Below are 13,543 nucleotides of genomic sequence, written 5' to 3'. Positions count from 1 at the left end.
CATGGGGATTGTCAAGAGCGCTAAAAAATTATTCGGAGGTGGAATGATTGATTTTGACAGTTTGACACGGGAGATAAAGGGTGACGTGAAAGCGGATGCTCTTCATCGGGTAATTTACGCGACGGATGCTTCGGCTTACCGGGAGATGCCGTTAGCGGTGGTGTACCCAAAAGACAGTGATGACGTGAAAGCATGCGTGCGTTTTGCCCGGGAGAATAAAATCACGTTAATACCGAGAGCGGCAGGAACTTCTTTGGCGGGACAGGTTGTCGGCGACGGGTTAGTCGTGGATATTTCACGGTACATGAACCGGATACTGGAGGTGAACGAGCGGGAGCATTGGGTGAGGGTGGAGCCCGGCGTGGTGCTTGACGAGTTGAACCTGTACGTGAAACCGTTCGGTCTGTTCTTCGGACCGGAAACGTCTACTTCCAATCGTTGTTGCATGGGGGGTATGGTCGGGAACAATTCATGCGGTTCCCATTCGCTGGTGTACGGGAGTACTCGGGAGCATTTGCTTGAAGCTACGGTCGTGTTGAGTAACGGGGAGGAGATCGTGTTGCGGGGAATGACGCCGGGGGAGGTAGAGGAACGGATGACACTGGACACGTTGGAGGGGGAGATATACCGGAACATGATTCGTGTGTTGCAATCGCACGGGAAAGAGATTATAGAACATTTTCCCGATCCGGCTTTGCGAAGACGTAATTCGGGATATGCCATAGACCAGTTGTTGTATTCGGATTACTTCGATAAAAATTATTCCGGGCATTTTAATTTGTGTAAGTTACTGGCGGGCTCAGAGGGAACTTTGGCGTTCGCCACGGAATTGAAATTGAATCTCGTGCCGTTGCCGCCAAGCGAAAAGGCTGTGATTTGCGTGCATTGTGCCACGCTGGAAGAGGCGTTCGAGGCGAATCTGGTGGCTTTGCGGCATGCTCCCGTGGCGGTGGAACTGATGGACCGGAATATACTGGAATTGAGTAAAGGAAATATAGCCCAGAATAAGAATCGCTTTTTCATTCAAGGTGATCCGGAGGCCATATTAATAGTCGAATTGGCGGGGAATACGAGGGATGAGGTTGACCGGACGGCAGACCGGATAGAGAAAGACATGAGGGCGCACGGTTATGGTTTTCATTTTCCCCGGGTGTACGGGAGTGACGTCAGCCGGGTATGGAGTTTGCGTAAGGCGGGATTAGGATTGTTGTCGGGTATGCCGGGTAACGCGAAACCTGTATCCGTGATCGAGGATACGGCTGTCGCGCCGGAACGTTTGCCCGCTTACATGGCGGATTTCAAGAAGATGCTTGATCGGTTGGGACTTCAATGTGTATATCATGCCCATATCAGCACGGGAGAATTGCATTTGCGTCCGGTGTTGAACTTGAAATTGCAGCGGGATCGGGAGTTGTTCCGGCAAGTAGCCGCGGAAACGGCTTTGCTGGTCAAGAAGCACAAAGGTTCATTGAGTGGCGAGCACGGGGACGGACGTTTGCGGGGAGAATTTATCCCGCTTTTGTTCGGAGAGTCGGTGTACGGGTTGATGCGTGAAACCAAACAATGGTGGGATCCGGAGGGCGTGTTTAATGCCCGCAAGATCGTGGATACCCCGCCGATGGATACTTCTTTGCGTTACGAGGTGACGGAAGGAGAAGCTCACGGGAAGAGTTATTTCGATTTTTCAGCCCAGAAAGGATGGTTATGTGCTATCGAACAATGCAACGGTTCGGGTGATTGTCGGAAATCATACGCTTTCGGTGGAACGATGTGTCCCGGCTTCCGGGCAACAGGGGAGGAAAGCCACACGACACGGGCTAGGGCGAATCTGTTGCGGGAATTACTGACTCACCCGAAAACCGAAAAGATATACGATCAACCGGAGATACTTGAGGCTTTGGAAACGTGTGTTTCCTGCAAGGCGTGCAAGTCGGAATGTCCCTCGAACGTGGATATCGCCCGTTTCAAGGCAGAGTTCCTGCAACATCATTATGACACGTGCGGCGTACCCTTGAAGGCGTATCTGGTGGCGCACCTGACGGATGTACAGCGTTTGGGTTCTTTGTTCCCGCGGTTGTATAATATTTTCGTGCGGAACCGTTTGACCGGAAGTTTGTTGAAGCGAATGTTACATTTTGCCCCGCGGCGTGCTGTACCTGTCATGTACAAGACAACCCTGCGACATTGGGCAAAGCGGTATTCCCGACAGGCGGGGATGCCTTCCGCGGGTAAAGTCTATCTTTTTGCTGACGAGTTCACGAATTATATGGACGTGGAGGTGGGAATCAGTATGGTCGAATTGTTGAGCCGGCTGGGGTACGAGGTGATCATTCCCCGGCACGCGGAGAGCGGGCGGACGGCTATCTCGAAAGGGATGTTAAAGGTAGCCCGGAATATCGCTCGTGAAAACGTGACGCTTTTAAAAGATATTGTTTCCGATGAAATACCGCTGGTCGGGATAGAGCCTTCGTGTATCCTCTCTTTCCGGGACGAGTATCCCGATCTGGTAGGCGATGATTTGAAAGAGGCCGCCGTGAAGTTAAACAGGAATAGTTTGCTGTATGATGAGTTCTTTGTTCGTGAAATTCGTGCCGGGCGTATCCGAGCAGAACAGTTTACCCGCGAACCCTTGAAAATCATGCTGCACGGGCATTGTCATCAGAAATCCCTTGCTTCGGTGGAACCGTCGCGGGAAATGTTGTCGTTACCCGCGAACTACGAGGTGGAGGTCATTCCTTCCGGTTGTTGTGGCATGGCGGGCGCTTTCGGTTACGAGAAAAAGCATTACGAGCTGTCGATGAAAATCGGAGAACAAGTGTTGTTTCCTGCCGTGCGTGCCGTGGATGAGCGGGTGTGTATCGCCGCTCCCGGTACGAGTTGTCGTCAGCATATCAAAGACGGGACGGGGCGGGTAGCACTGCATCCGGTGGAAGTGTTGTATCGTGCCTTGATTCGGGAATAGCGATGGATTTTGGGTGATAACCCGGTAAAATGAAGGTGAGGAAGGGAATATATGGGTGTAGTTTCCTGAAATTGGTTTACTCGATTTGATATTCAATAAATTAAAAAATGTAGTATTGTTGTAATCTACTGTTACAAGTTTACTTTAAATAAATGATACTTCCTATCAAAGGTTTACTTTCTTTTCCTTCTCCCGGGGAATTCCCCGGGAGAAGGAAAAATCGCCCGGCTCAAAACATTACCCTGGCAAATTTTTTCATTTTGTCCTTGTAGGCTTGCTCCGGCACTTGACAACAAACGGCCAGGTGTGGTCTTTTCTTGTTGTATATTTCAATCACCCTCTTGACGTGTTTCCTGGCGTCATGAATATCCTTCAACGGGATATCGTTCAACCATTCTCTCTTTAAAATCCCGTTCACCCTCTCGGCGATAGCGTTATCGTATGGAGAGCCGTCCTGGGTGACGCTGACACGTATCCCGTGCAATTTCAATATCCCCGTGTACAAGGCCGAACAATATTGACCGCCCCTGTCAGAATGATGGATCAAGTCCTTGAAAGAGCCGTGTTCTCCGGTCTCTAGGGCATGGTACAAGGCTTTGACCGGACCAGACGAATCCAGAGTCGGGTGTACATCCCAGCCCATGATCCGCCTCGAGTAAGCGTCCGTCACCAGGGAAAGGTAAACAAAACCTTTGCCCGTCGACAGGTAAGTGATATCGCTAACCCATACTTGGTTAGAGCGCTCGACTCGAGAGCCTTTCACCAGGTTCGGGTACTGGTGACGCCACGCGCGGGAATCCGTGGTAATGACGCGATACTTCTTCATTTTTACCATCAAGTCATGCCGGTGAAGCAAACGGGAAAGCCAATCACGACCAACCATCAAACCGTTACCCGTTAGCATCCGCCACAACTTCAGAACCCCCAAACGAGGCAAATCACGACGGATCTCTTCAACAATGGAAAGAACGTAACGTTCACGTTCTTCCTCGTCGTTACTCGAGCGAAGGCTCTTGTAATAAGCCTGCTTGCTGTAACCTAGCGAGTTGCACAGGTATGCTGTCATCGCTTTGCCCTCCCGAGCTTTTTGGCGGTCACTAATCCCGCTAATAACATCTCCTCGTAGTTTTTTTTTACATCCACGTGAAGACGGTCTTTAGCTAACTCAAGCATCAGCTCGTAAGCTTCTACAAGTACCTTTTGTTTCTCTAACTCCTCGCGTAAGTGTTCCAGTTCTTGAACTTCCTTGTCTGTCATTGATAATAAAGTTTTAGGATCATGCACTGGTAAAGATAAGCGTTTATAACTTGCTTCCGACATCACTCGGGGTTTATATTTAGTCAACCATCCATGGAAGGTAGAAGAACTGACATCATACTTGCTTAAAACCTCCGCGTAATCTAGTTCCTCGATCAAACGATCACGAACTGCTGACAATTTTACCCGAACGGGGAAATGACGATGTTTGATAATTTTTGCTAATTCTGACATTGGTTTACTCTGGTTTACAGTAAACTTTTTTCAGGGTAATACAGTCAGGACTTAGTCGCCATGATACACGGATAAAATACGATGCTTATTGCTTGTTGCAGGAGGCTTTTCATATAAAAAGTGACAATTTTGTTTCAAATTCTTTGGTTTCGTTTGAAGAAACTTATTAAAGTTATAACTTTGAAAGTCCCAATTTTACATGAGGTGGACGGTATAAAATAAAAGTAGATTATGAAGAATTTTGCAATTTTCGGTGTAGCAGGATATATAGCCCCAAGACACCTGCGTGCGATCAAAGACACGGGGAATAATTTGGTGGCAGCGTACGATAAGTTTGATAGTGTCGGGATCATGGACAGTTATTTCCCGAACTGTTCTTTTTTCACGGAGATGGAGTTGTTTGACAGGCATTGTTCCAAGTTGAAGAAAACGACCGATCGGGTGGACATGGTTTCTATCTGTACACCGAATTATTTGCACGACGCGCATATCCGTTACGGTTTGCGGTTGGGGGCGGACGTGATTTGCGAGAAACCGCTGGTGTTGAACCCGTGGAATATAGATGCACTGGAAGACGTGGAGCGGGAAACGGGACACAAGGGGTACACGATTTTGCAGTTGCGTTTGCATGATTCAATCAAGGCGTTGAAAAAGAAAATTGACGAGGGACCGAAAGATAAAGTATATGACGTGGACTTGACATATATTACTTCCCGGGGGAACTGGTATTACACGAGTTGGAAAGGCGATGAACGCAAGAGCGGAGGGGTGGCCACGAATATCGGGGTGCATTTTTATGATATGTTATCATGGATATTCGGTCCGGTGAAAGAGAATATCGTGCACGTGATGAGTCACGACCGGGTAGCAGGTTTTTTGGGACTGGAAAAAGCACGGGTACGTTATTTCTTGAGTATCAACGCCGATAATCTGCCGGAGAATGCCGTGCAGGGAGAGAAACGGACATTCCGCTCGATACAAATCGAGGGGGAAGAATTCGAGTTTAGTCAAGGATTCACGGAGTTGCACACGGAGAGTTTCCGTCAGATTCTGGCGGGTAACGGATTCCGCATCGAGGAAGCCCGGAATTGTATCGGTATCGTGCATGATATCCGGCACGCTACCCCGATCGGCTTGAAAGGTGATTATCACCCGTTGGCAAAGTTGCCTTTGGCGAAACATCCGTTCGGGTGGAACCGATAATTGATTTTAGATTTTAAATTTTAGATTGAATGATTACTGGTTTTAATGATATATAATGTGGTGAGGAACGGTAAAATTCATGTGGTTGAAATGAACTTGTAACCTGTGAACCTGTAACTTGTAACTCGCCGAAGGCGAATAAAATATGCAGATAATAGATAACGAATTATTGGATGAAGTATCCCGGCAGGCGAGGGAAAGCGAGCGTTTGCGGATGAATTATAATTTTCATGATTCATTGGATGCGAAAGCGCAACGTTTGCTGAATGCACTGGAACCGGGAACGGAATTGCCTGTTCATCGTCATTGTATGACGGCGGAAACTTATATTGTGCTCCGTGGAAGGATTCGCGTGTATTTTTATGATGATGACAAGCGGGTGACGGAAGAAGTGGAACTTGCTCCGTCGGAGGGAAATTATGGTATTCATATTCCTGCCGGGCAATGGCACACGCTGGAAGTTATGGAGAAGGACACCGTGATATTCGAGGTGAAAGACGGGCCTTACACTCCTATCGAACCGAAAGACCGATTGGAAATTTAGAATGATCGAGATAATTCTAAATTCTAAATTTTAAATTCTAAATTATGGTTATGTTTGACAAGTTGATAAATAAGGAGGCGAAGTTGGCGTTGGTCGGGTTGGGATACGTGGGATTGCCGATAGCGTTGGAGTTCGCGAAGCAGATTGCTGTGATAGGTTTTGATATAAACGAGGTGCGTTTGGCAAAAATGCGGGAACATATAGATCCGAGTGATGAATTAGGCGCGGAAGCATTCGAGAACACGGATATCGAGTTTACTTCTTCGGTAGACGTATTGCGGGAAGCATCGTTTTATATCGTGGCTGTGCCCACCCCGATAGATCGTTTTAACCAACCGGATTTAACTCCTTTGTTGTCAGCATCCCGCACCGTGGGAAAAGCGTTAAAGAGAGGCGATTACGTGGTATACGAATCCACGGTTTACCCCGGTTGCACGGAGGAGGACTGTGTTCCGATTCTGGAAGAGGTTTCCGGGTTACGGGCAGGGGTGGATTTCAAGATCGGTTATTCCCCGGAACGGATTAACCCCGGTGATAAGGTACACACGTTGACGAATACAGTGAAAATAGTGTCCGGCGGTGATGCGGAAACATTGGAAACCGTGGCGAAAGTGTACGAGTTGGTGGTGAAAGCAGGGGTGCATCGGGCCCCGTGTATTAAAGTTGCCGAGGCGGGTAAGATTATCGAGAATACCCAGCGGGACGTCAATATTGCCTTGATGAACGAATTGTCTATTATTTGCAGTCGTATCGGAATCAACACGTATGATGTACTGGAAGCTGCCGGGACAAAATGGAATTTCTTGAAGTTCTATCCCGGCTTGGTCGGGGGACATTGCATAGGTGTCGATCCTTATTATTTGGTACACAAGGCAAAAGAATTGAAATATCACCCGCAAATGATTAATGCCGGGCGGTTCGTGAACGATACAATGGGCGGGTATATTGCCAAAAAGATCGTGAAGCGAATGATCGCCATGGGCAAGAATATACTGGGAGCGAGGGTGCTGGTGATGGGTATCACGTTTAAAGAGAACGTGGCGGATATCCGTAATTCAAAAGTGGTGGATATCGTGAACGAGTTGAAAGATTTCGGGGTTGACGTGGATGTTACAGACCCGCATGCCGATCCGGAAGAAGTTCTTCGGGAATACGGTTTTTCATTGATTGAACAGCCGAGAGCGAACTATGACGCGATAATTGTTGCCGTTTCTCACAAAGAATATATAGATTTGGACGAAGCGTATTTCCGGGGATTGACTTATGAACATGCCGTGCTCGGGGATGTGAAAGGTATCTACCGGGGAAAAATTCATCAGATGAAATACTGGAGCCTATAAATAAAATGATAACTTCGCGTCATAAATAGAAGATATGAAAGGAATTGTATTAGCCGGTGGATCCGGGACCAGGTTATATCCAATTACCAAAGGCGTATCGAAGCAGTTGTTGCCGATATACGACAAACCGATGGTTTACTATCCGATTTCAGTATTGATGCTGGCGGGAATTAGGGATATTTTAATTATTTCAACGCCTCAAGATTTACCGGGGTTCGAGCGTCTGTTGGGTGACGGCTCCGATTACGGGGTACATTTCACGTATGCGGAACAACCGAGTCCGGACGGGTTGGCACAGGCGTTTATTATCGGCGAGGAGTTTGTTGGTGATGATTCCGTGTGTCTGGTGTTGGGAGATAACATCTTTTACGGCCAACATTTCACGGGAATGCTGTTGGACGCGGTAAAACATGCCAAAGAGGAAAACAAAGCTACCGTATTCGGTTATTGGGTGAATGATCCCGAACGGTACGGCGTGGCAGAATTTGATAAGGACGGGAACGTTTTGAGTATCGAGGAAAAACCAAAACAACCGAAGTCCAATTATGCCGTGGTCGGTTTATATTTTTACCCGAACGAGGTTGTGAAAGTGGCGAAGACAATAAAACCGTCCGCTCGCGGTGAATTGGAAATCACTACCGTGAATCAGGCTTTTCTGGAGAAAGGTGATTTGAAGGTACAGTTGTTGGGACGCGGGTTTGCGTGGTTGGATACAGGTACTCATGATTCATTGGCGGAAGCGTCTACTTTCGTGGAGGTGATTGAAAAACGCCAAGGTTTGAAGATCGCTTGTCTGGAAGAAATTGCTTATCGTAAAGGATGGATCGAAGATGAGCATTTAAAGAGATTAGCCCAACCCATGATTAAAAATCAATACGGACAGTATTTGTTGAAATTACTGGAGTAATTTCAACAAGTTGCAGGTTGCATTTGCCTTCGGCGGGTTGCAGGTTGGGGGAAAATATTAGTAATAAATTCAGGTTGCAGGTTATGGGGACGGTAAAATGTTTTGAGGAGTTTAAGATTTGGCAGGATGCTCGGGAATTAGTGAAGCAAATTTACTTGGGTACTGCTGATGTGAAGGATTATGGTTTTAATGACCAGATAAGAAGAGCTGCTGTGTCCGTGATGAATAACATAGCGGAGGGGTATGAAGCGGGAAGCAACGTGATGTTTAAAAAGTTTTTGCAGATAGCGAAGGGAAGTTGTGGAGAGGTAAGTTGATAATTTACTTGGAAGAGCATGGTAAATGAAATAAAAATTGAATAGATAAACTTGTAGTTTGCAACTTGCAACTCGCCGAAGGCGAATGTAACTTGCAACCTGCAACTAAATTTTGAAGCATGAAAAATTTATTAATAACCGGTGGTGCCGGGTTTATTGGTTCCCATTTGGTAAGGTTAATGGTAAATAAATATCCGGACTACCGTATTATCAATTTGGATAAGTTGACTTACGCGGGAAATCTCGCTAACTTGAAGGATGTGGAAAATATGCCGAATTACGAGTTCGTGAAAGCGGATATTTGTGACTTCGAACGGATGCGTGAGATTTTCTCTGAATATCATATTGACGGGGTTATACATTTGGCGGCAGAAAGCCACGTGGATCGCTCGATACGGGACCCGTTCTCTTTCGCGCAGACAAACGTGATGGGAACACTGAGTTTGTTGCAAGCTGCTAAATTGGCTTGGGACGGTAATTTTGATGATAAGTTGTTCTATCACGTTTCAACGGATGAAGTATACGGTTCTTTGCAACCGGATGGAGGCTTCTTCTTGGAAACGACAAAGTATGATCCTCATTCCCCGTATTCGGCATCAAAGGCTTCTTCCGATCATTTCGTCCGGGCTTATCATGATACCTACGGGTTGCCCGTGAAGATTTCGAACTGTTCGAATAATTACGGAACTTATCAGTTCCCGGAAAAGTTGATTCCGCTGTTTATTAACAATATCCGTCACAATAAGCCGCTTCCGGTATACGGAACGGGTGAGAACGTGCGGGATTGGCTGTTCGTGGAAGATCATGCCCGTGCCATAGATTTAATCTTCCATCAAGGAAAAATCGGGGACACGTATAATATCGGTGGTTTTAACGAGTGGAAAAATATAGACTTGATCAAGGTAATGATCAAAGTGACCGACCGTCTTCTGGGACGTCCGGAAGGTGCTTCCGAAAAATTAATCACTTACGTGACCGATCGCGCGGGACATGATTTGCGTTACGCTATCGACTCCACGAAACTGCACGAAGAATTGGGATGGGAACCCTCTTTGCAGTTCGAGGAAGGTATCGAGAAGACCGTGAAATGGTACTTGGAAAACCAAGATTGGTTGGATAATGTAACTAGTGGAGAGTACATGAATTATTACAAGGAAATGTACCATGTATAATTACTAAATTGAGATTGGAAATGCATGTTACATTTTCAATTTTCAATTTTCAATTTTCAATTGTAATGAAGGTAATAAAAACGGAAATCGAGGGGGCGGTTATTATTGAACCGCGGGTATTTGGAGATGAACGCGGTTATTTTTTCGAGAGTTATTCCGCTCGATGGTTCAACGAGAACGTGAGCGAAATCAATTTCGTGCAGGATAACGAGTCCAAATCCAAATACGGGGTATTGAGAGGATTGCATTATCAATTACCGCCTTACACGCAGGCAAAGCTGGTGAGGGTAGTGAAAGGCAAGGTATTGGATGTGGCTGTCGATATGCGGAAGGATTCACCTACACTTGGCAAACACGCGGTCGTGGAGTTGAGCGAGGAGAACAAACGGATGTTTTTCATCCCGAAGGGATTCGCGCATGGTTTCGTGGTATTGAGCGATGAGGTGATATTTCAATATAAATGTGACGAATTTTATGCCCCGGGACATGAGGCGGCTGTACGTTTCGATGATCCCGAACTGGGAATAGATTGGAAGATTCCGGCTGAAGATTTAATTTTGTCTGAAAAAGATAAGAAGCATCCGAATTTTCGGGAAGCGATATTGTTGTAAAAGAGGATAGAATGAAGAATTTTTTATTTGGACAGAACGGATTGGCTGCCAAGATCGTGCACACACGTTATCTTAGCCGTTGGATCGTGATGGGGTGTGATGTGCTGATATCCACCGGGGTGACGGTCTTTGCCTATTGGTTCGTCCGTTTCGTGAGAGAAGAGCCGGTAAGCTGGTCTGTTGTCGGGTGGCTGGCTATTTTTGCGGCGATAATTAGCGCATTATCTTTTGCCGTATTACATTCGCATCGCATGGTGATGCGTTTTACAACTTTACGGGAAACATGGCGATTAGGAATAGCCATGTTATTGAAAGTCGTGATTTTGTATCCTTTGGTACACGTGATATACCCGGAGATTTCCGGTTGGCGTCTGATACTGGGAGGAATCTTGGATATGATGACAACGACGGTGGCTCTGGTATCTGTTCGCGTATTGCTCGTGACTATGTATGATTTCTTGAAAGTACGGGTAAACGGGGGACAGAAACGGGTGTTGATTTATGGTATGGATGATTGCAGTGCTTCATTGAGTAATGCCGTGTCCAATAGTTTTTTACCCTCTTACAAGGTGGCGGGGTACCTCACGATAGGGAAACGTTATAAACATTATCGTTTATCGGGAGAAAACGTTTATTTCGTCACGGGGGAAGAAGCTTTCAGCCGTTTGGTGAAGCGATTGAGAATAGAAGGGATCGTGTTTCCTAATTATCGGACAGCACAGGAAGAACAGAAACGGTTGGTGAATTATTGCCAGAAGTTGGGAATGGAAATGTTGGTATTGCCATCCGTGGAAGAAGTGAATGACGGGCAATTACCTCGTCCCCAGATGAAAGAAATCCGTCTGGAAGAATTGTTGGGGCGTGACGAGATCAAGATTAGTATGAAAGAGATCGGCGAGGGACTCGACGGGAAAGTGGTTATGGTGACAGGTGCCGCGGGTTCAATCGGAAGCGAATTGTGCCGTCAGTTGACTCGTTTCAATATAAAGCAATTGATATTTTTTGATTCTGCCGAAACGCCGATGCATAACATCCAACTGGAATTCACGGATAAATTCCCTAACACTCGTTTTGTGCCGGTGATAGGCGACGTGAGATCTAAGGAACGGGTGGATTTCGTGTTCCGGAATTATCGTCCTCAGGTTGTGTTCCACGCGGCAGCGTATAAGCACGTACCCTTGATGGAGTTGAATCCCTGTGAGGCTGTACGGGTAAACGTGTACGGTACGATGAACGTGGCGGATCATGCCGTTCGTTACGGGGTAGAACAGTTTGTCATGGTATCGACGGATAAGGCGGTGAACCCCACGAACGTGATGGGGGCTTCCAAGCGTTTGGCGGAAATTTACGTGCAAAGCCTTAGTGTCGCTATCCGGGATGGAGAACACGAGGGAATCACACGTTTTATCACGACACGGTTCGGGAACGTGTTAGGTTCTAACGGATCGGTAATCCCGAGATTCAGGGAACAGATTCGTAATGGAGGTCCCGTGACGGTGACGCACCCCGATATCATCCGTTATTTTATGACGATACCGGAGGCCTGCCGACTCGTGATGGAAGCGGGTATCATGGGAAAAGGCGGAGAGATTTATATATTTGAAATGGGACGTCCGGTTAAGATAGCTGATATGGCACGGAAGATGATCGAATTGTCGGGTTTTAATCCGGATAAAGATATCTCTATCATATACACGGGATTAAGACCGGGGGAAAAGCTATACGAGGAGTTGTTGAGCAATAAGGAGAATACTTTGCCCACGGCGCACGATAAAATTCGGGTAGCCAAGGTGAGAGAGTATAATTACAAGGAAGTTGCCAAAGAGTTGGATGTATTGAATGAATTGGCAGCATTGGTGAATATCCCGGAGATGGTAAAGATGATGAAAGACATCGTCCCGGAGTTTGTCAGTAAAAATTCCGAGTTCGAGAAGTTTGATAAAATAGTTGAAAATGTATAAATTAAAAACTCCTCCGTCTGCTTCGCAGCCACCTCCTCTATAAACAGAGGAGGAGTTGATGACTCTAACCAAAGACGGTGAGTAATTTAGCTCTCCCTCTGTTTATAGAGGGAGTACGGCGAAGCCGGGAGGGAGTTTTTTAAATTTAAAATCTAAAATCAGAAAGGTTTATGGCTAATATATTAGTTACAGGAGCGAACGGACAACTCGGAACCGAGTTAAGAAATAGAAGTTTTTCGTTATTGGACGACGTGTTTTACACGGACGTGGAGGAATTGGATATCACGAGCGCGAAAGCGGTATCGTCGTTTATTGAAACACATGAAATAGACACGATTATCAATTGTGCGGCTTATACCGCCGTGGATCAGGCAGAAGATGACGAGGAGCGTGCAGCCAAAATTAACCGTGATGCCGTGGCTAACTTGGCAAATGCAGCATTGCAACATGATTGTATATTGCTTCATATTTCGACAGATTACGTGTTTGACGGCACGGCAGACCAACCTTACACCGAGAAGAGTGCCACGAATCCGCAAACCGTGTACGGTCGGACAAAATTGGAAGGGGAAGAAGCTATAAAGAAATCGGGTTGTATGTATATTATCATCCGTACGGCATGGTTATATTCTGCTTACGGTCATAATTTTGTGAAGACAATAGCCCGTTTGGCGAACGAGCGGGACGAGATAAACGTGGTGAATGATCAGTGGGGCACGCCGACGTATGCCGGCGATCTGGCAGAAGCGATCATTAAAATCATGGAAAACGAGGATTTGCCCGAATGGGAAGGAATATATCATTTCACGAACGAGGGGGGCTGTACTTGGTATGATTTCGCGAAAGAGATCGTGGCTCTCGCGGGAGCGGATTGTAAAGTCAATCCGGTAACGACCGCCGAGTATCCCGTTAAGGCGAAACGCCCTGCTTACTCTGTTTTGGATAAAAAGAAAATTAAAGATACGTTTGAACTGGAAATCCGGGATTGGAGAGATGCATTAAAAACTTGCATGGCAACTTTTTAACGCGTACCTT

The 13,543-nt window shown here is 46.5% G+C and carries 12 protein-coding genes; 10 read left to right on the top strand and 2 right to left on the bottom strand.

From position 1 onward, the window contains the following. Nucleotide 1: 1 nt before the first annotated feature. Complete coding sequence (locus tag CS948_RS18705; protein ID WP_255302074.1) at nucleotides 2-2,962, top strand: FAD-binding and (Fe-S)-binding domain-containing protein; 2,961 nt, start codon at nucleotides 2-4, stop codon at nucleotides 2,960-2,962. A gap of 229 nt (nucleotides 2,963-3,191) precedes the next feature. On the opposite strand, the gene CS948_RS18700 is transcribed toward CS948_RS18705, so the two are convergent. After that, nucleotides 3,192-4,028, bottom strand: coding sequence for an IS3 family transposase (locus CS948_RS18700; RefSeq protein WP_099292250.1), 837 nt, complete (start codon nucleotides 4,026-4,028; stop codon nucleotides 3,192-3,194). After that, on the bottom strand, nucleotides 4,025-4,453 hold the full coding sequence (locus tag CS948_RS18695; RefSeq protein WP_099292555.1) for a hypothetical protein: 429 nt from the start codon (nucleotides 4,451-4,453) through the stop codon (nucleotides 4,025-4,027). The genes CS948_RS18700 and CS948_RS18695 overlap by 4 nt, the downstream gene beginning before the upstream one ends. Nucleotides 4,454-4,684: 231 nt before the next feature. Here CS948_RS18695 and CS948_RS18690 point away from each other — a divergent pair, with 231 nt between their 5' ends. From CS948_RS18690 to rfbD, 9 genes are all read left to right on the top strand, one after another. After that, nucleotides 4,685-5,656 (top strand): Gfo/Idh/MocA family protein, encoded by a 972-nt coding sequence (locus tag CS948_RS18690; RefSeq protein ID WP_099293597.1) that lies wholly within the window; start codon nucleotides 4,685-4,687, stop codon nucleotides 5,654-5,656. Between the two features lie 145 nt (nucleotides 5,657-5,801). Next, nucleotides 5,802-6,200, top strand: a complete 399-nt coding sequence (locus tag CS948_RS18685; RefSeq protein WP_099293596.1) for a WbuC family cupin fold metalloprotein — start codon at nucleotides 5,802-5,804, stop codon at nucleotides 6,198-6,200. Nucleotides 6,201-6,250: 50 nt separating this feature from the next. Continuing rightward, entirely contained in the window at nucleotides 6,251-7,540 is a 1,290-nt protein-coding gene (locus CS948_RS18680; protein WP_099294686.1) for a nucleotide sugar dehydrogenase, read from the top strand. A 34-nt stretch (nucleotides 7,541-7,574) separates the two neighbouring features. After that, the gene (gene rfbA, locus CS948_RS18675) at nucleotides 7,575-8,447 is read left to right on the top strand and encodes a glucose-1-phosphate thymidylyltransferase RfbA (RefSeq protein ID WP_099293595.1); all 873 of its coding nucleotides are present in this window, start codon (nucleotides 7,575-7,577) and stop codon (nucleotides 8,445-8,447) included. Between the two features lie 83 nt (nucleotides 8,448-8,530). Beyond that, nucleotides 8,531-8,764 carry a four helix bundle protein gene (locus tag CS948_RS18670; RefSeq protein WP_099294684.1) on the top strand — a complete coding sequence of 78 codons (234 nt, stop codon included), beginning with the start codon at nucleotides 8,531-8,533 and terminating at the stop codon, nucleotides 8,762-8,764. A 119-nt stretch (nucleotides 8,765-8,883) separates the two neighbouring features. Next, a complete protein-coding gene (gene rfbB / locus CS948_RS18665; protein ID WP_099293593.1) occupies nucleotides 8,884-9,936 on the top strand; it encodes a dTDP-glucose 4,6-dehydratase in 1,053 nt (350 codons plus the stop codon). 65 nt (nucleotides 9,937-10,001) lie between these two features. Then, the gene (rfbC, locus tag CS948_RS18660) at nucleotides 10,002-10,547 is read left to right on the top strand and encodes a dTDP-4-dehydrorhamnose 3,5-epimerase (RefSeq protein ID WP_099293591.1); all 546 of its coding nucleotides are present in this window, start codon (nucleotides 10,002-10,004) and stop codon (nucleotides 10,545-10,547) included. An 11-nt stretch (nucleotides 10,548-10,558) separates the two neighbouring features. Next, nucleotides 10,559-12,508, top strand: coding sequence for a nucleoside-diphosphate sugar epimerase/dehydratase (locus CS948_RS18655; RefSeq protein WP_099293589.1), 1,950 nt, complete (start codon nucleotides 10,559-10,561; stop codon nucleotides 12,506-12,508). Between the two features lie 170 nt (nucleotides 12,509-12,678). Further along, complete coding sequence (rfbD, locus tag CS948_RS18650) at nucleotides 12,679-13,533, top strand: dTDP-4-dehydrorhamnose reductase (protein WP_099293588.1); 855 nt, start codon at nucleotides 12,679-12,681, stop codon at nucleotides 13,531-13,533. The last annotated feature ends 10 nt before the right edge of the window (nucleotides 13,534-13,543 follow it).

It is taken from the genome of Butyricimonas sp. Marseille-P3923, from assembly GCF_900184685.1.
GTDB lineage: Bacteria > Bacteroidota > Bacteroidia > Bacteroidales > Marinifilaceae > Butyricimonas > Butyricimonas muris.
The sequence above is the reverse complement of the archived record's forward strand: the minus strand, read 5'-3'. Positions and strand labels throughout refer to the sequence as shown.